Source organism: Polaribacter sp. OB-PA-B3, assembly GCF_054589375.1.
On sequence record NZ_BAAIIX010000006.1, the window covers coordinates 177,557 to 201,917 of the forward strand.

Consider the following 24,361-nt stretch of genomic DNA (forward strand, 5'->3'; position numbering starts at 1 on the left):
TAAATCGAAAAAATTGAAATGAAAAAAATTACATTTTTACTTTTACTGAGCTCTTTTGTAAGCTTTTCACAAGAAAAAATATCTTTTAAAGTTTTAGATAAACAAACTAAAAAACCCGTTGTATACGCAACGGTTATGCTAAAAAAAATAAAAAGAGGAACACATGCAGATGTAAATGGTAAATTTGAAATTCCAAGAAAATATAAATCAAACGGAATTATAAGAGTTTCTTCTATTGGCTACAAAACCAAAGAAATTAAATTATCAGAATTAAAAAATAAAAAAGAACATATCGTCTATTTAACTGTTTATAATAATAGTCTTAACGAGGTGGTAATTTCAACATCAATAAAGAAAAGAAAGAAAAAACTTTTAGGTGTTCAAATTGTTAGAAAAGCAATAGAAAACATCTTAGATAATTACCCTACAGAACCACATTCTTATATTGGATATTACAGAGATTACCAACAACCTGTTGGAGATTCTTATCAGAAAAAAAATAATTACAAAGAAAAAATAGATTACATAAATGTTAACGAAGCAATAATTGAAACTTTTGACAATGGTTTTAAAACTGATAAATTAAAGAGTAAAAAAAATCAATCTTTATTATATAATTACATTAAAAACGATAAGTTCATCAAAGATTCTACACTTACAATACCTTATGATAATGCTGATAAGAAATTTTCGGAAAGCGTATATATAAGTCCGTTAGGCGGTAATGAATTAAATATTTTATCCTTAACAAACACAATTAGAAATTACAATAAAATGTCATTTTCTTTTAGTAATACATTTAACAAACATTTTATTAGAAATCATAAGTTTAAACTTAAAAAAATAATTTATTCTGATAAATCACCTTTATACGAAGTAACTTTTAACTCGATTAAAGGAAAAACTAGTTACGAATATGCTGCTTACGGAACCATTTATATTTCTAAACAAGATTTTGCAATTCATAAATTAAACTACAATTTGTATTACAGATTCAAAAAGAATCCGCAATACTCTGTTACCATAGCATATAAACCTATTAAAGACAAAATGTATTTAAACTACATTACTTTTAATAATTTTTTTGAAGCCACAAATGGTAACTATTTTAAAATTGATAAAACAATATTTAATAAAAAAAAGAAAACTTTTAAGATTTCATTTAATAAACCAATCTATTTAAGAAGTATAACACCAATAAGGTCTAAGTTTAAAATTTATTATAAAAACGAAAAATTAAAAATTAAAAATGTACAAGCTAGTACAGAAAATTCAAGAACGCTCGAAATTCATATTGATAAAGAATCAATAAAAAAAATAGATTTAAATAGTAGCGATACTGATAGCAACTATGCAAACAATTTTGTTTTTGACATTACAAATATAAAAGACATCGAAGGCTTTAAAATTAATGAAAGAGCAAGTTTAAAGCTAAACCAATATAGAGAGTTTTTTGTGCAAGAGGTCTTCGAGCATAAGCTTTTACCCGTACAAAAAGAGTTTGTAAACAAAAGTTTACCTTTGTCTAAGTCAAAAATAACAGATTTAAAATTAGAGAATGATTATTGGATAAATACACCTTTAAAGTCATCTAAAAATTAATAGATTCGATATTTATATTTAGTATTTGCTTTAAAAAGTATTCTATATTTGCAGCTCAATATTTGTCATGAGTCAAACATTACTTTCTTCTCCTTTACAAGGTTTTACAGATTATAAATTTAGAAATGCTTTCAATCATTTTTTTGGCGGAATCGATACGTTCTACGCTCCTTATATTCGATTAAACGGTAAACTTGTTATCAAAAATTCTTACAAGAGAGATATTGAATTGGCAAATAATACAACGCTAGAAGTTATTCCGCAGATTATTACAAATGATGTTGATGAATTTCTATTTGTTGCTAAATATATAAGAGAATTAGGCTACAAAGAATTAAACTGGAATCTTGGTTGCCCATATCCAATGGTTACTAAACGTGGTATGGGTTCTGGATTAATTGCAAATCCAGAAAAAATAGATAATATTCTTCATAAAGTTCATAATGAATCTGATGTTTTGGTTTCCATGAAAATGAGAATGGGTTATGAAAATCCTGAAGAAATTTTAAATGCTTTTCCTGTTTTAGATAAATATCCTCTTAAAAACGTTGCAATTCATGCAAGAATAGGTAAGCAATTGTATAAAGGCGGAACAGATTTAGATTCTTTTCAGAAATGTATAGACAATACAAAACACAAATTGTATTATAACGGCGATGTTACATCTGTAAATGCCTTTAAAAAGCTACAAGAAAGATTCCCTACCATAGATCATTGGATGATTGGTAGAGGTTTGATAGCTGATCCCTTTTTACCAAGTATGATAAAAAATGATACTTCTGAATATCCGAAAAATCGATTCGATATTTTTAGTGATTTTCACAATCGAATTTTTACTGAATATGATGCAGCTTTATCTGGACCAACTCCCATAAAAATGAAAATGCTTGGTTTCTGGGAATATTTTTCTAAAAGTTTTGCCAATCCGCAAAAAACGTATAAAAAAATTAAAAAGGCTCAAAACGTAAAAAAATACGAAATCGCAGTTAGAGAAATTTTTAAAGAAGCTAAAAACGGTTAATTAAAAAATTAATCTTCTTTAGGATTTTCTTTATTAAACTCTTCTAAAACTTTTGTAATTGCATTATCTATTCTACCAGCATCTGTGTTATATTTAGGATTTAAACCTTGTTTCTCTGGAAAGTGTTCTATAGTAACTGTTGTAGACGGAAAAGCAAAATCTACACCTAATTCTTTTGCCAACTTTACAATTGCAATATGCAATCTATGTTTAGAAGATTGCTCTACACCCCAAGCCAAACTTTTAAAATATACATTTACCATTACCAATAATGCCGAATCTCCAAAACCAGTAAATTCTACATTATAAGAGTCGGATCTTGTTTCTGGATGTGCAATAATTATTTCTCTTACACCTTTTACAAATGCCTCAATTAATTCTGGCGGAGTATCATAACGCAAACCTAAATTTGTATTGTAACGTCTAAATAAACGTAAACCTTTATTATTGATAACAATTTCTGATAGTTTACTGTTTGGTATTTGGTAAACAGAAGTATCTGCAGCACGCACACTTGTAGATCTAAATCCAACTTTTTCTACTGTACCAACAACTTCTCCGGCTTCAATCCAATCTTCTATATGAAAAGGTTTGTCTAAGAAAATCATAATTGTACCAATTAGATTTTTTACTGTGTCTTGAGATGCTAAAGCAACTGCCAAACCACCAATGGTAGCACCTGCTAAAATCGTTGTTGTATCTACACCAAATAAAGCAACCAATCTTAAAACACCAATAAATACAACCAGGCCTACAAAAAAGTTGTGCAATATAGGTGATAATTGATCGTCTAACCTGTTGTGAGTTTTTTCTGTAAAAATGCTATAAAACTGCATTAAAACATGTACTAAATTAATTAAAACATAGGTCCAGAATACAACTTTTGCAATATCGATAAACAAGAAAACCCATTTGTTAGTTTCTAAACTAAAATATAATGATGGAAAAACACTATCTAAAAAGCTTATTGCAATTAACAAACTTATTGGTCTTGCTAATTTTTTTAAAGATTTATTAAACTTAATGTCTGTTGTTTTTGTAATTTTTTGCTGAATTTTATTCAAGATAAAAAAGGTAATTTTTCTAAAAATAAAGAAAATAAGGACTGTTAATAGTAAAAATATAAATGCAGAAAATAGCTGCCAATATTCTATTGGACCCAATTTTTTATGACCAAACTCTGGAACAAAATCTTGTATTTTTTGCACATACCACGGAAAAACTGCGTTGTATAAGCTATCTATTTTAGCAACAGTTTCTGAAGAATAATACCATTTATTTTCAATTTTTTCTACCGATATTTCTGGCATTCGCTGCGGAAAAGGTGTGTATTTCTCGTATGAAGAATACCTTATTGTATCTTTATAATTTGCATTTTTTGGTACTACATTAAAATCTACATATAAACCTTTACCATCTAAAACTTTTTTAATTCTTACTGCTTTTTTTATAGCTTCTTTTTCTGGTAAACCTAAAATTGTTTTGGCAGATTTTTTAGGCTGATAAGAATCTGATTGTAAGAAATATAAATGTGTATATAAAGTAGCATTAGGATTACTTAAGTCTACTCTTACAGAATCTTTTTGAGCATTTATTGTAAATGATACTAAAAATAATAACCAAAATATTTTACGCATAGAAAGAATAATTTTGAAAAATTTAATTACAAATTTAAACCTTTTGATTTTTTTATAGTCAAAGAAGTATAAATATTAAAAAGAAACATTTTTAACATTAATAAAATTTAACAGTTGCTAATTTTTTGGGTTGATTGATTAGTATATTGTAATACTCGAATTCTTAATTGAATTCGAGTTTTTTTTGCTTCAAAAACAACTCTTAAAATATTGTTAATTAGTTATTTAAATTAAACCTTTTCAATTTTACAAAGTCTTAGAAGTATAAAAATTAAAATAATTAAAAAGATAAAAACATGAAAAAATTAGCAAGTATTTTAGCATTAGTATTGGCATTTACAGTTAGCACACAAGCCCAAAAAGGTAAAACTGATAAACGTGCAAGATTAACAACAGAACAACAAACAGAATTAACTGTTAAAAAAATGACTTTGGCTTTAGATTTATCTAGAAAGCAACAAAGTCAAATTAAGCCTTTAATTTCTAATCAAATTGCGGAAAGAAAAGCAAATATGGAAAAGAGAAAGGAAGCTAGAAAAGATAAAAAAAGACCTACTTCTGATGAGATTTTTGCAATGCAAAACAAAAGATTAGATGCTCAAATAGCGATGAGAAATAGCATGAAGGATATTTTAAACGACGAGCAGTTTGAAAAATTTGAAAAAATGCACAAAAAAAGAGCTATGAAAGGTAGAAAAATGGCGAAAAGAAAAGGAATGAAGAACCGTAAAGAAGGCAGAAGAGTTAGAAGATAAATATTTGAATTAGTTGATTAATAAAAGACCAATTTCTTAACAGAAATTGGTCTTTTTTATTTCAAAAATATTGCTTTTGCGTTAGGGATTGAAATGGCATCCTTTTTTGAGGTACGAGAAAAAGATATAATGTAAAGCCCGACCTTGTGTAACGCCCAAAAAATCACTCTTTAAACCAACTAGAATAGGTAACGTAATTGTCTGCAATTCTATTTATTTCTCCAGAAATTAATTCTTGTGAAATATCTTTAACTTTTTTAGCAGGTACACCTGCATATATACTACCACTTTCTACTATTGTGTTTTTTGTAACCACTGCACCTGCTGCTATTATAGAATTAGATTCTATAACACAATCATCCATAATAATACTTCCCATACCAACCAAAACATTGTCTTTAATTGTACAACCATGTACAATTGCATTATGCCCAATAGACACATTATTGCCAATAGTTGTTGGCGATTTTTGATACGTTGCATGTATTACAGCACCATCTTGAATATTTACTTTATTACCAATTTTGATAAAATGAACATCGCCACGAATTACCGCGTTATACCAAATAGAACATTCTTTACCCAAAGAAACATCGCCTAAAACCGTTGCATTTTCTGCGACAAAACAATCTGATGGAATTTGTGGATGTTTACCTTTTACGGGTTTTATTACTGCCATATATTTCAAATTTAAAATAAGTCTGTAGGTTACTTTTTTACTAACAATTTTTGTCCTACAGAAATAATATTGTCTTCTAAATTATTAATTGCTTTTAAATTGGCAACAGAAATATTAAATTTTCTAGAAATAGAATACAAAGTATCTCCTTGTTTAACCATATAATAGCTGGCTTTAACCTTTGGTATAACTATTGGTTTTTCTAATTTTTCTCCTTCATTTAAATCTTTAACTCCTTCGACAAAATTTCCTTTCTTAATTTTATCAAACTCATAAAGTTGGTAATCTTTTATTATTTTAATAAGCTTAATAGGATATTTTCTATCTGTTGCGTAACCGGCTTTTCTTAAACCATAAGCCCATTTTTTATAGTTTTTTATATTATAATTGAACAAAAAAGCATAACGACTTCTTTGTGTTAAAAAAAGCGAATGATCGTTATATGAAGTTTCTGGATATACGTATTTTCTAAAACATTCTCCTTTTTCATCATCATCGTGATAAACCCTTTCCCCTTTCCAAGCCGTGTGACATTTAATACCGAAATGATTATTAGATTTTAAAGCCAATTCACTTTTACCTTTACCAGATTCTAAAATTCCTTGCGCTAAAGTTATACTTGCCGGTATTTTATATTCATGCATTTCTTTTACGGCAATTGGTGCATATTTTCTAATATATGAAAGTGTTTCTTTGTTTAATTTAGGATTATTTTTGTTTAGTTTTTTTGTTAATTCAACCTCATTTACAGAAGGTAAATCGATAGGTGCTGGCTCTACAATTACCACACCCGGATTCTTCTTATTAACAACTTTTTTCTTAGCTCCACAGCTAGATAAAATCAATAAAAAAACACAACTAAAAATAATTTTTATCTTCATTACACATTTATAATTTGTAGATTTTTTTTAACCAAGTTTGCATTAAAACCATCGATTCCTTGTATACCACCGGTATGAATTGCTAAAATCTTAGTACCTTCTTCAAAAGTATCTTTTTTAATTAAATCTAAAATACCAAACAACATTTTCCCCGTATAAACAGGATCTAATAAAATACCTGTTTTTTCTTTAAATGTATTGATAAACTCTACAAGCTCGTCATTAAATTTTGCATAACCACCAAAATGATACTTTTTTTGTAAGCTCCAATTATCTTTCCGAATAGTATATTTTTTAATTTCTTCTGATAAAAAAGCGCCTTTTAAAGCAGGAAAACCAATAACTTTTTGATGTTGTTCTAAAGATTTTATAATTCCAGAAATGGTACCTCCGGTTCCTACAGCTGCACAAATATAATCGAATTTAGAATCTTCTTCTGTTAAAATTTCTTGACAACCATCTACAGCCAATCCATTGGTTCCTCCTTCAGGAATCATATAAAAATCTCCCCATTTATTCTTCATCTTCTCTATAAAACCAAAAGAGGTTTTTTGCCTGTACAATTCTCTCGACACAAAGTGAAACTTCATACCGTTTTCTGCAGCTTTTCTTAAAGTTGGATTTCCTTCTAAAGTTTCTTTAATATTTTTACCTAACTCATCACCTCTAATTACAGCAAATGTTTTTAAACCTGCCAATTTACCAGCTACAGCAGTTGCGGCAATATGGTTAGAGTAAGCGCCACCGAAAGTTAAGATAGATTTTTTCTTTAATTTAATGGCTTCTTCAATATTATATTTTAGTTTTCTAAACTTGTTACCAGAAACAAACGGATGTATTAAATCTTCTCTTTTAATAAAAAGTTCAACATTTTTTTCTTTTAATAGAGAGAGTTCTATTTGTTCGTTTTTTGATACAATTGTTGCGTTTAAATCCATGGGCATTTATTCTTGTGGTTACAAGAATTTTTAAAATTTTAGTATTTAGTTTAAGTTTCTTGATATGTATATCAAGAATATAATTTAGATAGGATTATGAGAATTTAGAAACTTGCGCTTCTATTTTTTCCCAATCTTCCATTGCAGCATCTAATTTTGCTTTTTTAGCTTTGTATTTTTCAAAGAAATTTGGTCTCGATGAAACTTCATCATAATTATTAGCCAATTCTAAGTCTATTTTTTCAATTTCTTTTTCTAAATCTGCAATTTCGGTTTCTATTTTAGAGAGTTTATTATTAAGTTTTTTTAACTCTTTTTCTTGTTCTCTAGATAATAAATGTGCTTCTTTTTTAGAAGTATCTTTAGCAACTTTTACAACAGTTCTTTTTTCTGCTTCTCTTAAATTTTCTATTTTATGTTGATCTAAGAAATAATCGATATCACCTAAATACTCTTTAATTTCTTTGTCTTTAAAACCATAAACTGTGGTAGTTAACCCCTGTAAAAACTCTCTATCGTGAGAAACTACAATTAGTGTACCATTAAAGTTATTTAAAGCCTCTTTTAAAACTGTTTTAGAAGCAATATCTAAGTGGTTTGTTGGCTCATCCATTATTAAAACATTAAATGGTTGCAACAATAATTTACATAATGCCAATCGATTTCTTTCTCCTCCAGAAAGAACCTTTGCTTTTTTATCTACAGCATCTCCACCAAATAAGAAAGAACCTAACATATCTCTAACACGCATTCTGTTAGTATCTGTTGCGGCATCTTCCATGATTTCTAAAACCGTTTTTTCTGGTGGTAAGTGTTCTGATTGATTTTGTGCGAAATAACCAACTTCTACATTATGACCTAATTTTAAATGACCTTCGAACGGAATTTCTCCAACCATCATTTTTGCCAATGTAGATTTTCCTTGTCCGTTTTGACCAACAAAAGCAATTTTACTATTTCTTTCTATCAATAAATCTACGCCTTCTAAAACGTGTTTATCTCCATAGCTTTTACACAAATTTTCTGCTTCAACAATAATTTTACCAGGTTCTCTAGAAATATTAAATCTAACATTCATTGCCTGATTATCGTCTTGATCTACTTCAATCAACTCAACTTTATCTAGTTGTTTCATTAAAGATTGCGCCATAGAAGCTTTACTTGCTTTGGCTTTAAACTTGTTTATTAGGTGTTGTTTTTGCTTTATTTCTTTTTCTTGATTCTTTTGAGCCTGTAGTTGCTTTTCTTTAATTTCTCCTCTTAAAAGTAAGAATTCTGAATAAGGTTTTTTGTAATCATAAATTTGTCCTAAAGATATTTCTATAGTTCTATTAGTTACATTATCTAAAAACATTTTATCGTGAGAAACCAATACAATTGCACCAGCATATCCTTTTAAGAAGTTTTCTAACCAAATAATAGATTCGATATCTAAGTGGTTGGTTGGCTCATCTAAAAGTAAAATATCATTGTTTTGTAATAATAATTTTGCCAACTCAATACGCATTCTCCATCCTCCAGAAAAAGTATCTGTTAGCTTATCAAAATCTTCTCTTTTAAAACCTAAACCTTGTAAAATTTTTTCTGTATCACCTTGGTAATTGTAACCTCCTAAAAGCTCGTAGCGTTCTGTTTTTTCTGTTAAATCGATAATTAATTGGCTGTAAGATTCACTTTCGTAATCTGTTCTTGTAGCTAATTGTTCGTTTATTTGATCTAACTGAAGTTCGATTTCTTTAATCTCTTCAAAAGCTTGGTACGCTTCTTCTAAAATAGTTCTTCCTTCTACAAAATCTATATCTTGTCTTAGAAAGCCAATTTGTACATCTTTATCAAATGCCATTGTACCTCCACTACTTTCAATATCCTTAGAAAGAACTTTTAGAAGTGTAGATTTTCCTGCTCCATTTTTACCTATTAAACCAATTCTGTCTCCTTTATTTAATTTGAAAGTTATACCAGAAAACAAATCAGTTCCCATAAATGAAACTGTTAAATTATGAACGTTTAGCATGAAATGTAATAATTGTTACTAAATTAAAGATGTAAAAAATTTACCTTTGCAAAAGTATATAAATTTTAAGGTTAAGATGTTTAAAAAAGGAACAAAAATATATAGTATTGCCAAAGGAAAGTGCCCAAAATGTCATGAAGGCGACTTTTTTAAATATAAATTCACTTTTAACCCATCTAAAATTACACAATTACATGATAACTGCCCAAATTGTAATTTAAAATATATGATGGAACCTTCTTTTTTTTATGGTGCAATGTATGTTAATTATGGTATTACAGTAGCCCTTTCTGTAGCTACTTTTTTAATTGCTTCTTTAGTTTTTAATTTGGGTTTACTGCAATCTTTTGCTGCCATAATAATCACTTTAATTTTATTAGCACCAGTAAATTTAAGATTGTCTAGAATTTTATGGATTAATATGTTTGTTTCTTACGATACTAAAACTAAAAAGTAATTTTATAAATCTTGAAATCTTTTTATATCTGCAACTTCATCTAAAGGAATATTCTCTTCTATAAAATCGTATAAATTAGAAGCTAATTTTGGAGCAATCATTACACCTCTAGTACCTAAACCATTTAAGATTGCTAAATTTTTATATGTTGGATGCACTCCTACAAAAGGTCTTCTATCTGCTGTAGCTGGTCTTATACCTGCTGTTTGATCTAATATTGTATACGGAACGTCTATTACTTTCTTTAGTTTTAACACCAATTCTTCTTTACCAGATTCTGATGGCAATGATGTTTTATCTTTATGATTAAAAGTTGCACCAACTTTGTATTTATTTTCGCCTAAAGGGATTAAAAATAAAGCTGATTTTAATAAAAAATCGATATTTAAATCTGGCGCATGAATGGTAATCAATTCCCCTTTTACCTCGTCTAAAGGTAAATAGTTAAAATAAGGATTCTCTTTTAAGCCATAACCTTCACAAAAAACAATTTTAGAAGCTGTAATTGATTTATAATTTATTTCATTTTCTGAAATTTCTATAGCAGAATGCTCAAACTTTTCAAACCGAATCACATTATTTTTTTCTAAATAGTTACGATACGCGTTTACTAACTTTAAAGTATCTATTCGTCCAGTTTCGTTTACTATTCCAAAACCAAAATCACCAATTACACCGTCTACCTTTTTATAATCTAATTCTGAATTTAAAAATTCTTTTAATCTTGATTTATCGGATGACGCAAACCAATTGTTTTGTTCTTCTACAGATTTAAACGCTCTTTTAATTTCTATTTTCTGATCAAATTTCTCTTGTAATTTCTCTTCTAAACTCTCGTAAAATGGCATTGCAATTGCCAATTGTTCTGCAGCTTGCCAAACAGGTGTAAATCTTCTTAAAATTACAGGATTATACACACCGCCAGCAACTAAAGATGATGTTTGCGATGCATCTTCAAAAACAATAAATGTTTTGTTGGCTTTTAACAATTTTTCTGCAAAAGCTAAACCTGCCAAACCTAAACCAACTATAATATAATCTACTTTCATAATAATTAATAGTGTATAAATTAGCTTTAATAAGCTAGTATTTCTAATTGTTTGCAAACAAGTTTAGCCCTGATTGAAACATTTGTTTGAGCTCTTTTTGAAGAATGAAAAAAAACGAGTGTTGAAAGCAGGAAATAGCTTCAAATAAAAAAACGCTTGCTTACGCAAACGTTTTGTATGAATTTAAATTGCGAATTAATAATTCCACATATCTATTTCTCTGTTTCTAATATCTTCTTTAATCTTATTTGCTTCTAACAATTGAAATAAAGAGTTACCTCTAACATAATCTTCTATGGCTCTGTTACCATAAATATTTTCTTCTCTTATGATTGTAGAGCTAAACCTTCTGGCATTTAATAAATGATCGAAAGATATCGGTTGTGATGCGTTTTTTGGGTTGAAAACCTTTGCATCGTGCAAAACTTCTCTTGCCGATGGAAAGAAAATCCAAAATAATTCATACAATTCATCGTCTTCAATTTCTTGTACTCCTAATGTTTGAACATCTTTACCCATTGGCGCTAATGCCAATAATCTGTATTTCAATTCTCCTTGACGCTTATCAAAATACCACATACCTTTAATCATATAACCCGCAACATCTTCTGTTTGGATTCTAAAAGTATCTGTATAACCATTCTCTTCACGAACGTTTATTAAACGTTGGTCTATTTCTTGTTGTGTAATTTTTGATGTAAAAAAAGAATCGTCGTACGCCTCTTTAATTTTACCTTGCTTTATTCCTTTTATAATCGTGTGAAACAAAGATCTTCTATCTGAAGAAATGTTGGTTGTATCTATAGGAAAGTAATATGGTAAGTTTATTTTTTGATTTAAATCGATAAACTCCCACACAACTTTAGACCATAATACGTCTCTATCATCTACGTAACCATAAGGAATTGGGCCATCATTATCTGCTGCCAATTGCTGATCGCTTTTTACACCAATTTGATCTACAGATTTTGCGTTTAGTAAATTTGCTTGCGCATTTACAAAACCTGTTGTTAGGATAGCGAATACTATTATTACACAATTTTTAATCATAACTATGTTTGTTTCTAGTTTGTTAACTCTATATTAACTGGTAATACTTTTTTAAGTTTATAAGAGTTATTTTTTATAACTGCTTGAATTCCGAAAATATTAATTATATCTCCTCTTCTTGCTTTAGAAAGTGCTTTTTTAGCAGCAGCATTTAATTTAGAACCATTTACAATTATTGCTAATTGACCTGGTACTTTTACTTTAAAGCTTGTTACTCTTAAGTCTAAGTCGAATAAGAAATCTGGCAAACCCGCACCTATTGGTGTATTTGCTAAACCAGATTTTGGCATTCTTACAGTACCAAACTGCCCTCTTACAGTTCCCATTGCTGCAGGAATATCTTTAATTCTAAATACAGTTTTTGTATTTACACTGTTACCATCTGCTAATTTTGCAGAAACATTAATACTAACGGTATTTCCTGCTTTTGGTCTCATCATGTATTTACCAGAACCTGTTTTTTGTAATCCTGGTGCACTTGCTCTAACATCTTTGTCTGGCACACCTGGTAAAGAAATAGATATAGGGTTTGATAAACCTCTATAAACCACATTCATTTTATCTGCAGACACAACTGGTGCATTTGGCTTAGAAATTACAGAATAAGAACTTTTAAAAGGAACCGGAACTTCTTCTCCGTTTTCCATAAAGTAAATTGTTCCTTTGATATCTTTTTCTCCAACACTACCAGCTCTTAAATCTAAAACTACGCTACCGTCTTTAAAGTTGTCGTATTTTTTTCCATTTAATTCTACTCTACTAGGTTTTAAACTTGGATCATATCTACCTAAAACTACGCTACCTGTAACTTTATCTCCAGGATAAAAAGCGTTCTTATCAAGTTGTACAACACCATTGTAATTAGACATAGAAACTTCGCTTTCTAATTGTCCGCCTAATAAATCTGAAATTATATCACTTTCAGTATTTTTTACATCTGCTTGAATTTGTGTAAAATTAGTTAATGAAGCTACCATAGGAAAACCTTCATATCTTGCTCTTAAGAAAGGGATTTCTTTACCTGTTTCTTGATCAACAACATCAGCTGTAGAAAACCTTTTATTTAATACAGGCGCAAATTTACTATCAGATCCTAATGCGTTTAGAACATTATTTCTATAACTATTCATTTTATCTAAAAACTCTTGTCCTTCTGCTGTATAATTATCTCCTTTAAAGAAATAAGCATCTAACCAATCTGTTTTATCCATCTCTTCATAATTATCTTTATCTTCTATATCTGCAGTCATTTTAGACTTTAAATCTGCTAAATATTGATAAAACTCAGAAGAGTATTCTTTTACTTTGTCAGCTTTTTGTTTTAATGGTCCAAATTTTTCTGGTTGTTCAGAAGCCTTTGTTGCCAAATTTGTATACGCTAAAGCATTTTTTTCTGCGGTAGAAAGGTTATTTTCTACTAATTTTTCGTTCATGAATCCAAAAGCAGATAAAACTTCTTTACTCATATTCATTGCTAACATTGCAATAAACACAAGATACATTAAGTTAATCATCTTCTGTCTTGCGGACATTTTTCCTCCTGCCATTCTAATCAGTTTTTAAGTTAATATACATTAGTGAAACTAATTATTTGTTTGACATTGCAGATAGCATGTTACCATATACTCCGTTTAAAGAAGATAAGTTACTTGCTAAAGCTTTCATTTGCTCGTGTAATCTTTCAGTATTTTCTACAACAGAAGTGTTTAATTCTGCTTGCTTGCTTGTATTTTCTACTTGTACTTTGTATAAGTTATTTAAAGACTCCATTTGTAATGCAGCCTTAGACATTTCTTCGTTGTATTTATTAGTTGAAGCAACAGAACCAGATGCTGCAGATAATCCTTCTGCTGCATTTTGAAAGTTTTTCATACTAGAACCTAGGCTTGCCATTAAATTAGAATCTATTTTTGCTTCTTGCAATAAACTATCTAATTTTTGAGAAAGCATTCCTTCTGCTCCTAATTTCTTGGTTTCTTTTTTAGAAGAAACTCCTCCTTCTGCTAATTCTGGATATACCTTAGACCAATCTAAATCTTCTTCTGGTGCATCAAAAGCAGAAATTAAGAAAACTATAGCTTCTGCTATTAAACCAATTGTTAACATTAAACCACCTGTAATTGGGCCTATATTTATATGCTGAATTTTGAATAAAGCTCCAATAATTACTACTGCTGCTCCAATTCCGTAAACGAAATTCATTCCTTTTTTGTACGCTCTTGACTGTGCCATTTTATTTGTAAATTAATTTAGGGGTTATATTATTATTTATTTCCTGTTCCAATATAGTTTTGTACGGTTCTAAAACCAATGTAGCTTCTTGCAGTATCTGCATATTCATAATCTCTAGAACTTACTTCTAAAAAGTATGCTACATCTTTCCATGAACCACCTCTTACAATTTTTCTTTTATTTTTTCTATCCTCAACGTTAGGGTTCATTGTAGAAGCCATGTAGTATGAAGATAAATTGTATGCTGTATTTGTCCATTCAGAAACATTACCAGCCATATTATACAAACCATAATCGTTTGCATTAAAAGATTTAGCCTCCATAGTATATAAAGCACCATCTACGGCATAGTTACCTCTTACAGGCTTAAAGTTTGCTAAAAAGCAACCTCTATCACTAGTTGTTCCTCCTGTTCCCCAAGGATACGTTGCAAATTCTAAACCTCCTCTAGCAGCATATTCCCATTCTGCTTCTGTAGGTAATCTAAAATCTGGTACTTGAGTTGCGTTTTTTCTTCCTTTTAAATAATCGTTTTTCTTTTTAGTTCTCCAATTACAAAAAGCATTTGCTTGTTCCCAAGTTATACCAACAACAGGATAATCTCCGTAAGATTGGTGGTAAAAATAATCTTGGTGCATTGGGTCGTTATAAGAATAATTAAAATCTTTTACCCAAGCAGTTGTATCTGGATATATGTTTAAAACCTCTGTTTGAACAAAATCTTTTCGATTCCCTCCTTTTCTAGCAGCATTATCTCTATCAAACCAAGAATATCTATATTTTAAAAATTTAGGATTAAAAGTTCTAACACCATCTACAGCTTCTTCCCTGCTTATGTATAAAGAATCCATTACTTCTACGTAATCGATGTCTGGATATTCTTCTTTTTTCCAAACTAATTCAGTTTCCCAATTTAATGGTTTTATAGAATCTATTCCATCGCCTAGGCTCCAATAATTTTCATACATATATCTTTGGTATGGTGTGGCATCTGTGGTATCTACTGTAGCAAACGCATAATCATGAATTCCACCAGAAGGCAAGGCTCCGTTAGGATCTGGAGAAGTACTTAAAGCTGCAAATTCTGCTTGATAACCTAATCTAGTTCTTACGATAGAATCTCTAACCCAATGTACAAATTCTTTATACTCGTTATTAGTAACTTCAGTTTCATCCATATAATATGGTCTAACAGTAACTGTTTTTGTTGGAGCATTCATAGTTCCAATAATGTCTTGATCTTGTTTACCCATTGTAAAAGAACCACCTGGTATTAAAGCCATTCCGTATGGTTTTTCTGAAAACCATTTCTTCTTAACTTTAACGCCCACCAATTCTCCTCTATCATTAGAGCCACAACTGTAAACTACTGCTAATAAAAGTGCAAATATTGCTGCTTTCTTCATATTCTGTCTATATCTTAACTAAAAGTTCGTAAACCTATTATTTTTTTTGTTAAAAAGCAATATTGAAATCGCATTTAACGTAATCATTTTTTTATAATCTTGTAAACTACACCATCTTTTTCATTGCTTTATACCATTTTTCTGGTATAATTTGCTTGGTTGCTTCGGTATAATCTTGGTATGTACATGGTATTAACGCATGTCTTTTGTATTTATTATTTGATAAAATATTTATTTCTACCCACCATCTACCAGATTTATTACTCTTGTAAAAAGTTAAAGGTTCATCATCATCAAACAGAACTGTAAATTTCTGATAATTTTCTTTTCCCGAAAAAGGATAATCTTTTACTCTGTAGTTAACTCCTTCTATAAAATACCAAATAATTTGTGCTATTAAATGTGCTGTTTGATTGTTATTATCTAACTTAGAATTGTATTCGTAAATACCAAAAGAGGAAACTTTATCACTAATACCTGCATATCTAGAGATTGCACAAAGTTCTTCACCATAAAACCCGTTTGGGGATGCATTATTATTAGCAGGTGCTTCACTTTGTCGAATAGCTCCAATATCAATAGAAACAATATCTGCATTTCTAAATGCTGGTTCTATATTTTCTAATTCTTTAGATTTCCCTAAACGATACGCATCAAAAAATAAATTATCTAATAATGCTATTTCTTCTTGCGAGTTAAAATAGGTTTGATATCCAACGTTACAATAATTAAATAAATTATTAGGCTCTTGCATAATAATTTTACTTAAGTAAGACTGAGAACTTAATTCATCTTCTAAGTTACCTAAATCGAATCTACTATCTACAGCCGTAATATTAACAGATTGCTCTAGCTCATCGTAAGCTCTGTAATTTACGTAAGTAATATCTTGACCACCACCTATAATAACAGGGATGATATTTTCTTTAATTAACGAAGTTATAATTTCTTTAACAGCAAAATAAGTATCTGAAACTTTATTACCTTTTTCTACATTACCAAGATCTACAATATTTGTGTGCCAGTTTCCAGGGAATAATTGATAGAATTTCTCTCTGATTTTGAACAAATCTTCACCACAACCAAAATTATTATGTGAATTTCGATCTTCTTTTACTCCGAAAATAGCTATTTGAACATTTTCTAAATCAGGAAAGCCTTCTTCTTTAGAATGTATTTGAATATTTTGACCTAAACACGATTGTGATTGCAGCAATAGCTTTGCAACAACCGAATCTTTTATAGGGGTTAAAAAGTCTTGGCTCATCAATTTTTTGTAAATAAAGTATGCAAGATACTAACTAATTATTTCTTCTTTGTCGTTTTTTTAGCTGTAGTTTTCTTTTTAGCTGCTGGCTTTTTCTTTGCCGCCTTTTTCTTAGGGGTTTTAGCTTCTATCATTTTGATAGCTTCTTCTTTAGACAGTTTTTCTATGGCTGTAGTTTTAGGTAATTCAATTTTAATTTTACCTTTTATAACATTAAAACGACCCCATCTTGCTTTTTCAACTCGAATACCTTCGTCTTCCCAATTATGAATAACTTTATCTATTTCTTTTTGCTTTTTTACCTCGATTAACTCAACAATATCATCAGCAGATAAGTTATCAAAATCGTACTTTTTACTTACGTTGATAAACATTGAGTTCCATTTAATAAATGGTCCAAAACGACCAACTCCTTTTTGAACAGGTAAATCTTCGTAATGATAAATTGGTGCATCTGCTTTTTGTTTTGCAACAATTAATTCTTCTGCTCTAGACAAATCTACCTCCATCGGATTTTCCCCTTTGTCAAGAGAAACAAACATTTTCCCGAAACGGATGTAAGGGCCAAAACGACCATTAGAAACAACAACTTCTTCACCTTCGTAGGTTCCTAAAGTTTTTGGCAACAAAAATAACTCTAATGCTTCTTCTAAAGTAATTGTACCTAATTGTTGATCTTTGTTTAGGCTTGCAAATTGTTTTTCTTCGTCTTCTGGCGCACCAATTTGTGCTATAGGACCAAATTTACCCAAACGCACTAGAACCGTTTTACCAGACTCTGGATGTTTACCTAGAATACGTTCTCCAGATTCTCTTTCTGCATTTTCTTTAACATCTTCAACATTATCATGAAATTTGATGTAGAAACTCTTAATCATCTCGATCCAATCTTCTTCTCCTTCAGAAATATCATCAAAAGAATTTTCTACTCGGGCTGTAAATCCGAAGTCTAAAATATTTGAAAAATTAGCTACTAAAAAATCATTTACAATGTTACCAATATCTGTTGGCACTAACTTGTTTTTGTTTGAGCCTGTTTTTTCTGTTAAAGTTTCACTTTTTACGGTACCGTTAGCTAAAATTAATTGCTGATACGCTCTTTCTACTCCTTCGTTTTGACCTTTTTCTATATAACCTCTTCTTTGAACCGTAGAAATTGTTGGTGCATAAGTAGATGGTCTACCAATACCTAACTCTTCTAATTGTTTTACTAAAGATGCTTCTGTGAATCTGTATGGCGGACTCGTAAAGCGCTGCGTTGCATTTATATATGTATATTCTAGCGCATCGTTTACTTTTAAAGTTGGTAACATACCAGCTTGCTCTTCTCCATCTTCATCATCATTTCCTTCTAAATAAACTTTTAAGAAACCTTCAAACTTAATCATTTCACCGTTTGCAGTAAAGATTTTATCGTTTTCAGAATTTTCTATTTTAACATTTGTACGCTCTAATTGTGCATCGCTCATTTGAGACGCTAATGTTCTTTTCCATATTAAATCATACAATCTATTTTGATCGTATTCTGTATCTATCGAATGCATTTTCATGTTTGTAGGTCTAATCGCTTCGTGAGCTTCTTGCGCTCCTTTTGCTTTCGACTTAAAAACACGTTGTTTACTATATTCTTTACCGTAATAATTACTTATTTCTTCTTCAGCTGCATTTCTTGCATCTACAGATAAGTTAACACTATCTGTTCTCATGTAAGTAATTAAACCGGCTTCATACAAACGCTGTGCAACTTGCATTGTTTTTCCTACCGGAAAACCTAATTTTCTAGATGCTTCTTGTTGTAATGTAGAAGTTGTAAATGGTGCTGCCGGAGATTTTTTTGCAGGTTTTTTAGTTAAATCTGCAATATTAAAATCTGCATTTGCACAAGAGTTTAAAAAATTTTCTGCTTCTTTTTTAGAGTCGAAGTTTTTTGGTATTGTTGCTTTAAAAGATTTTCCTTCTAAATTAGAAAACTGTGCTACTACCTTATAATGTGTAGCTGGTTTAAAATCTAAAATACTACGCTCTCTTTCTACAATTAACCTTACTGCAACAGATTGAACTCTACCTGCAGATAAACCACCTTTTACCTTACGCCATAAAACGGGTGATAATTCATAACCAACAAGCCTATCTAAAACTCTACGTGCTTGTTGCGCGTTTACCATATTATAGTCTATATCTCTTGGATTATCAACTGCTTTTAAAATGGCATTTTTAGTAATTTCATGAAAAACAATACGTTTTGTGTTATCGTCTTTTAAATCTAACTGTTCTTTTAAGTGCCACGCAATAGCTTCTCCTTCTCGATCCTCATCACTTGCCAACCAAACAGTGTCTGCTTTTTTTGCTAAAGTTCTTAACTTTTTTACAACCGGTTTTTTATCGTCTGATACTATATATTTAGGACTAAAATCTCCATCAACATCAATTCCTAATTCTTTAGAAGGTAAGTCTGCAATATGCCCATAACTAGACTCTACTTGAAAATCTTTTCCTAGAAATTTCTCTATTGTCTTCGCTTTTGCTGGTGACTCTACAATTACTAAATTCTTTGCCATTTATCTTTCTGTTTTCGTAATTAATGCAATCGAAACTACACATTATCCAACTGCAAAAGTATGTAGTTTTTTTTATTAATTCTTTTTTTAGTTTCTTTTTACTTCATTTTTAATACAAAAACACCTCTAAAATCAACTTAAATTTACATTTATTACACTTTTAAATTAGATTTTATAAATTATATTCTTTTGATTTATTTTAAAGTATATCAAAGTAAATCTTAAAAACAAGAATGAAAAGATTCAATATAAATTAGAAAAAATGAATATTCTTTATATTTCTGTTAAATTACAATTGATAACAATTTGTTTTCTGCCAATTTGTCATTCAATTTGAATTTTGGTTGTATATTTGCATCTCATTTTTTGAATTATGGAGCAAATCGAAAAAGTAATAGACGAAAGAATACAAGGTAAAGCACTTGTTACAGAAAATAAAGAGCAAAACACTAAGAAACTATTTATAGAAAGCTACGGTTGTCAAATGAATATGAATGATAGTGAAATTGTTGCTGCTATTTTAGACAAACAAGGTTATAATACAACGCAAATATTAGAAGAAGCAGATTTGGTTTTGGTGAACACATGTTCTATCCGAGAAAAAGCAGAAACTACTGTACGCAAACGTTTACAAAAATACAATAGAGTAAAAAGAGAATCTAACAAAAATATGAAAGTAGGCGTTTTAGGCTGTATGGCAGAACGTTTAAAAGAAAAATTTTTAGAAGAAGAAAAAATTGTAGACTTAGTTGTAGGACCAGATGCATACAAAGATTTACCAAACTTACTAGAAGAAGTTAATGAAGGTAGAGATGCCGTAAATGTAATTTTATCTAAAGAAGAAACCTACGGAGACATTGCACCTGTTCGTTTAAACTCGAACGGCGTATCTGCGTTTGTTTCTATTACCAGAGGTTGCGATAATATGTGTACTTTTTGCGTGGTTCCTTTTACACGTGGTAGAGAAAGAAGTAGAGACCCTAAAAGTATTTTAGAAGAAATTGGCCAAATGGTAGACCAAAATTATAAAGAAATTACTTTACTTGGTCAAAACGTAGATAGCTATTTATGGTATGGTGGTGGCTTGAAAAAAGATTTTAAAAAAGCTTCTGAAATGGCACAAGCAACTGCTGTTGGTTTTGCAGAATTATTAGACATTTGTGCTACTAAATTTCCAAAAACGCGTTTTCGTTTTTCTACATCGAATCCGCAAGACATGCATTTAGACGTTATTCACGTAATGGCTAAACATAAAAACATCTGTAAATATCTTCACTTACCAGTTCAAAGCGGAAGTAACGCCATGTTAAAAGCAATGAACAGACAACATACCAGAGAAGAGTATATGGAGTTGGTTGACAATATTTTTAAAATTGTACCAGAAATGTCTTTATCTCAAGACATGATTGTTGGTTTTTGTGGAGAAACAGAGCAAGATCATCAAGATACTTTAGATTTAATGAGATATGTAAAATACGATTTTGGTTTTATGTTTTCTTATTCTGAAAGACCCGGTACTTTAGCTGGTAATAAAATGGAAGATGATGTACCACAAGAAGTTAAAAAAAGAAGATTACAAGAGGTTATAGATTTACAACAAGAACACGCACTATACAGAACCCAACAACATTTAGGTAAGGTAGAAGAGTTTTTAATTGAAGGTACTTCTAAGAAGAATCCTAATGAATGGAAAGGTAGAAATACTCAAAACACGGTTGCTGTTTTTGAGAAGGGAAACTATAAATTAGGAGACTTTGTAATGGTTAAAATAGAAGATTGTACTTCTGCAACCCTAAAAGGAACTGTTATAGGTTATTCTGATAATAATTAATTTTTAGAAAAAAAATCAAGAGACAAGCTTTAAGAAAAATCTTTTCTCTTAATTCTTTTTTCTCTATTCTAAGAAAAAGAAAATGGAAAACTTACAAGCAATCAAACAACGTTTTGGCATTATTGGTAACGATATGCAACTTAATAGAGCTTTAGAAAAAGCTGTAAGAGTTGCACCTACAGATATTTCTGTATTGGTTACCGGAGAAAGTGGTGTTGGTAAAGAAAGTATTCCTAAAATAATACATTCTTTATCTCATAGAAAGCATGCAAAATATATTGCTGTAAACTGTGGTGCCATACCAGAAGGAACCATAGATAGTGAACTTTTTGGTCACGAAAAAGGTTCTTTTACCGGTGCTACACAAGACAGAAAAGGATACTTTGAAGTTGCTGATGGTGGTACCATATTTTTAGATGAAGTTGGTGAATTACCCTTAACAACACAAGTAAGATTGTTACGTGTTTTAGAAAACGGCGAGTTTATAAAAGTAGGTTCTTCTAAAACGTTAAAAACAAATGTTAGAATTGTAGCTGCAACAAATGTAAATATGCAAGCCGCTATAGAAAAAGAACGTTTTAGAGAAGATTTATATTACAGATTAAGCACTGTAGAAATTCAATTACCTGCTTTAAGAGAGCGTAACGAAGATATTCACTTACTATTTAGAAAATTTGCAGCAGATTTTGCTCAGAAATATAGAATGCCGTCGATTAGATTAGATGAAAGTGCAGTAAATGTTTTATTAAATTATCGTTTTCCGGGTAACATTCGTCAATTAAAAAACTTAGCAGAACAAATTTCTGTTATTGAAGAAAGTAGAACTATTACAGGTTCTAAATTACATCAATATTTACCTAACAATAATGGTAATTTACCAGCAGTTGTTGGAGGTAAAAAAGAAAATGATTTTTCTACGGAAAGAGATATTATGTATAAAATTTTGTTTGACATGAGAAACGACATTAACGATTTAAAAAAGTTAACGTTAGATTTAATGAAAAACGGAGATATAGAACAAGTTCAAGAAGAAAATCATCAATTATTAGAAAAAATTTACAGCGATAAAGAATTAAAAGAACACGATATTGAGGTTCTAAATATTCCGCAGAATAATTCTGAAGAAAAAGAATACGATTTTATAGAAACTATTGAAGAAGATGAATCATTATCATTACAAGACAAAGAAATTGAAATGATAAAAAAATCTTTAGAAAAGAATAATAATAAAAGAAAACTTGCCGCTAAAGAATTAGGTATTTCTGAAAGAACGTTGTACAGAAAAATCAAACAATACGATTTATAGTTATGAAAAAAATAATTTATACCGCTCTTTTTACTGTTAGTACTTTTTTATTAATTGGCTGTGGAATTTATGGCTTTACGGGTGGTGATGTTGGTAATGCTAAAACAATTCAAGTAGATTTTTTTCCAAATCAAGCGCAATTAATAGAGCCAACTTTAAGTCAGCAATTTACAAATGAATTACAAGATTTATTTACAAGGCAAACAAATTTAACATTAACACCAAATAACGGAGACTTACATTTTAGCGGAGAAATAACAAGTTACCGAATTGCCCCAATGAGTGCAACATCTGCGCAAACGTCTGCCCAAAACAGATTAACAATTACAGTTAATGTTAGGTATGTAAATAACACGGATGAGAAAAAGGATTTCGAAAAATCATTTTCATTCTATTCAGATTATCCAGCAACATCTCAATTAACAGGTAGTGTACAAGAAGCTGCTTTTGAAGAAATTATAGATAGAATTACACAAGATATTTTTAACGCCTCTGTTGGTAAATGGTAAACTAATTTTTATACTTTGAAATCTTCAACATTCATACAAATTGCAAAAGGCAACACAGATATTCAGCAAATAGAAACTGCCGAATTAAGATCTGTTATTGAAGAATTTCCATATTTTCAAGCAGCCAGAGCTTTGTATTTAAAAGGCCTAAAAAATCAAGACAGCTTTAAGTATAATAACGAGTTAAAACTAACTGCAGCATATACAACAGATAGAACTGTTTTATTTAACTACATTACATCTTTTAAAAGTGAAATTTCTAAACAAGAAACTATTCACGAACAAATTTCATCTAAATTAGAAAATAATCATCAAGAAGATAATGTTCTTTTTATTAATACTGATGAAGAAACGAATACAACAAAGATTATTGATAAGACAAAAGAAAATTTAGAAATAGGCAAACCTTTGTCATTCTCAGACTCAGAGAGTCATTCTTTTCAACAATGGTTACAATTGTCTACTAAAAAAGCGATTGTAAGAACAGCAGAAAAACCAATTAAAAAAACAATAAAGGCAGAAGACATTATTAATAAATTTATTAAAAATAATCCTAAAATAGAGCCTTTAGAAAAAGGAAAAACGATTGCTGTACCGGTTACAAAAAACAAACAAGACGCTGCTTTAATGACAGAAACTTTAGCCAAAGTTTATCTAGAACAAAAGAAGTATGAAAACGCAATACAAGCTTATCGAATTTTAAGTTTGAAATATCCAGAAAAAAGTGGTTTCTTTGCAGACCAAATTAAAAGAATACAAATTTTACAAAAAAATAAATCATGAGTTATACAGCTTTTTTAATCCTTATTTTGATTGTAGCAGTAGCTTTAATCCTAATTGTGATGGTACAAAACCCTAAAGGCGGAGGATTATCTTCTTCTTTTGGTGGCGGTGGTGCACAATCTTTAGGTGGTGTACAAAACACAAACAACTTTTTAGACAGAACAACTTGGACGTTGGCAATTGCTATGTTTGCTTTAATTTTATTAGCAAATTTTGCGATCCCTAGAGATGGTGATAATAATTTTCAATTAGACAATACTTTAGACGGTGTAGAAACTACAACGCCAGTAGAACCAACAACAAGCACAAACGATAGTTTAAAATAACTATTATTTATAAAATTTAAAATGCCAACGTAAATGACACGTTGGCATTTTTTTTTGTAA

At 29.9% G+C, this 24,361-nt stretch carries 21 protein-coding genes; 9 read left to right on the top strand and 12 right to left on the bottom strand.

The window, feature by feature from the left end:
- Window positions 1–18: 18 nt before the first annotated feature.
- On the top strand, window positions 19–1,602 hold the full coding sequence (locus tag ACYPV9_RS12025) for a carboxypeptidase-like regulatory domain-containing protein (RefSeq protein ID WP_299063611.1): 1,584 nt from the start codon (window positions 19–21) through the stop codon (window positions 1,600–1,602).
- 67 nt (window positions 1,603–1,669) lie between these two features.
- The gene (locus ACYPV9_RS12030; protein ID WP_459744053.1) at window positions 1,670–2,623 is read left to right on the top strand and encodes a tRNA-dihydrouridine synthase family protein; all 954 of its coding nucleotides are present in this window, start codon (window positions 1,670–1,672) and stop codon (window positions 2,621–2,623) included.
- Window positions 2,624–2,631: 8 nt separating this feature from the next.
- On the opposite strand, the gene ACYPV9_RS12035 is transcribed toward ACYPV9_RS12030, so the two are convergent.
- Complete coding sequence (locus ACYPV9_RS12035) at window positions 2,632–4,260, bottom strand: mechanosensitive ion channel family protein (RefSeq protein ID WP_299063605.1); 1,629 nt, start codon at window positions 4,258–4,260, stop codon at window positions 2,632–2,634.
- Window positions 4,261–4,556: 296 nt separating this feature from the next.
- On the opposite strand from ACYPV9_RS12035, the gene ACYPV9_RS12040 reads away from it, so the two are divergent.
- Window positions 4,557–5,015 (top strand): hypothetical protein, encoded by a 459-nt coding sequence (locus tag ACYPV9_RS12040; protein WP_459744056.1) that lies wholly within the window; start codon window positions 4,557–4,559, stop codon window positions 5,013–5,015.
- 163 nt (window positions 5,016–5,178) lie between these two features.
- On the opposite strand, the gene ACYPV9_RS12045 is transcribed toward ACYPV9_RS12040, so the two are convergent.
- The 4 genes from ACYPV9_RS12045 to ACYPV9_RS12060 form a co-directional block, all read right to left on the bottom strand.
- Complete coding sequence (locus ACYPV9_RS12045) at window positions 5,179–5,694, bottom strand: gamma carbonic anhydrase family protein (RefSeq protein WP_459744058.1); 516 nt, start codon at window positions 5,692–5,694, stop codon at window positions 5,179–5,181.
- Between the two features lie 29 nt (window positions 5,695–5,723).
- Window positions 5,724–6,575: a glucosaminidase domain-containing protein gene (locus ACYPV9_RS12050; RefSeq protein WP_459744061.1), complete on the bottom strand. Its 852-nt coding sequence runs from the start codon at window positions 6,573–6,575 to the stop codon at window positions 5,724–5,726.
- Window positions 6,575–7,513, bottom strand: coding sequence for a 1-aminocyclopropane-1-carboxylate deaminase/D-cysteine desulfhydrase (locus ACYPV9_RS12055; protein ID WP_459744063.1), 939 nt, complete (start codon window positions 7,511–7,513; stop codon window positions 6,575–6,577). The genes ACYPV9_RS12050 and ACYPV9_RS12055 overlap by 1 nt, the downstream gene beginning before the upstream one ends.
- A 94-nt stretch (window positions 7,514–7,607) precedes the next feature.
- Window positions 7,608–9,527: an ABC-F family ATP-binding cassette domain-containing protein gene (locus tag ACYPV9_RS12060; protein WP_299063590.1), complete on the bottom strand. Its 1,920-nt coding sequence runs from the start codon at window positions 9,525–9,527 to the stop codon at window positions 7,608–7,610.
- Between the two features lie 76 nt (window positions 9,528–9,603).
- Here ACYPV9_RS12060 and ACYPV9_RS12065 point away from each other — a divergent pair, with 76 nt between their 5' ends.
- The gene (locus tag ACYPV9_RS12065; protein WP_299063587.1) at window positions 9,604–9,984 is read left to right on the top strand and encodes a DUF983 domain-containing protein; all 381 of its coding nucleotides are present in this window, start codon (window positions 9,604–9,606) and stop codon (window positions 9,982–9,984) included.
- A gap of 2 nt (window positions 9,985–9,986) precedes the next feature.
- On the opposite strand, the gene ACYPV9_RS12070 is transcribed toward ACYPV9_RS12065, so the two are convergent.
- From ACYPV9_RS12070 to topA, 7 genes are all read right to left on the bottom strand, one after another.
- Complete coding sequence (locus ACYPV9_RS12070) at window positions 9,987–11,033, bottom strand: NAD(P)/FAD-dependent oxidoreductase (protein WP_459744066.1); 1,047 nt, start codon at window positions 11,031–11,033, stop codon at window positions 9,987–9,989.
- A gap of 195 nt (window positions 11,034–11,228) precedes the next feature.
- The gene (gene porN, locus ACYPV9_RS12075; RefSeq protein ID WP_299063581.1) at window positions 11,229–12,083 is read right to left on the bottom strand and encodes a type IX secretion system ring subunit PorN/GldN; all 855 of its coding nucleotides are present in this window, start codon (window positions 12,081–12,083) and stop codon (window positions 11,229–11,231) included.
- Window positions 12,084–12,097: 14 nt separating this feature from the next.
- Window positions 12,098–13,630 (bottom strand): type IX secretion system motor protein PorM/GldM, encoded by a 1,533-nt coding sequence (gene porM / locus ACYPV9_RS12080; protein ID WP_299063578.1) that lies wholly within the window; start codon window positions 13,628–13,630, stop codon window positions 12,098–12,100.
- Window positions 13,631–13,670: 40 nt separating this feature from the next.
- Window positions 13,671–14,315, bottom strand: a complete 645-nt coding sequence (gene porL / locus ACYPV9_RS12085) for a type IX secretion system motor protein PorL/GldL (RefSeq protein ID WP_299063575.1) — start codon at window positions 14,313–14,315, stop codon at window positions 13,671–13,673.
- Window positions 14,316–14,347: 32 nt separating this feature from the next.
- On the bottom strand, window positions 14,348–15,721 hold the full coding sequence (gene porK / locus ACYPV9_RS12090) for a T9SS ring complex lipoprotein PorK/GldK (RefSeq protein ID WP_299063573.1): 1,374 nt from the start codon (window positions 15,719–15,721) through the stop codon (window positions 14,348–14,350).
- 106 nt (window positions 15,722–15,827) lie between these two features.
- Window positions 15,828–16,988 (bottom strand): formimidoylglutamase, encoded by a 1,161-nt coding sequence (locus ACYPV9_RS12095; RefSeq protein ID WP_299063570.1) that lies wholly within the window; start codon window positions 16,986–16,988, stop codon window positions 15,828–15,830.
- A 38-nt stretch (window positions 16,989–17,026) separates the two neighbouring features.
- On the bottom strand, window positions 17,027–19,546 hold the full coding sequence (topA, locus tag ACYPV9_RS12100; protein WP_299063567.1) for a type I DNA topoisomerase: 2,520 nt from the start codon (window positions 19,544–19,546) through the stop codon (window positions 17,027–17,029).
- Between the two features lie 373 nt (window positions 19,547–19,919).
- Here topA and miaB point away from each other — a divergent pair, with 373 nt between their 5' ends.
- From miaB to secG, 5 genes are all read left to right on the top strand, one after another.
- The gene (gene miaB, locus ACYPV9_RS12105) at window positions 19,920–21,377 is read left to right on the top strand and encodes a tRNA (N6-isopentenyl adenosine(37)-C2)-methylthiotransferase MiaB (protein ID WP_299063565.1); all 1,458 of its coding nucleotides are present in this window, start codon (window positions 19,920–19,922) and stop codon (window positions 21,375–21,377) included.
- A gap of 82 nt (window positions 21,378–21,459) precedes the next feature.
- On the top strand, window positions 21,460–22,683 hold the full coding sequence (locus ACYPV9_RS12110) for a sigma-54 interaction domain-containing protein (RefSeq protein ID WP_299063563.1): 1,224 nt from the start codon (window positions 21,460–21,462) through the stop codon (window positions 22,681–22,683).
- A 2-nt stretch (window positions 22,684–22,685) separates the two neighbouring features.
- Window positions 22,686–23,192, top strand: coding sequence for an LptE family protein (locus tag ACYPV9_RS12115; protein WP_299063560.1), 507 nt, complete (start codon window positions 22,686–22,688; stop codon window positions 23,190–23,192).
- Between the two features lie 15 nt (window positions 23,193–23,207).
- Window positions 23,208–23,975, top strand: a complete 768-nt coding sequence (locus tag ACYPV9_RS12120; protein WP_459744073.1) for a hypothetical protein — start codon at window positions 23,208–23,210, stop codon at window positions 23,973–23,975.
- Window positions 23,972–24,301, top strand: coding sequence for a preprotein translocase subunit SecG (gene secG / locus ACYPV9_RS12125; RefSeq protein ID WP_459744075.1), 330 nt, complete (start codon window positions 23,972–23,974; stop codon window positions 24,299–24,301). Before ACYPV9_RS12120 ends, secG begins: the two co-directional genes overlap by 4 nt.
- Window positions 24,302–24,361 lie beyond the last annotated feature (60 nt).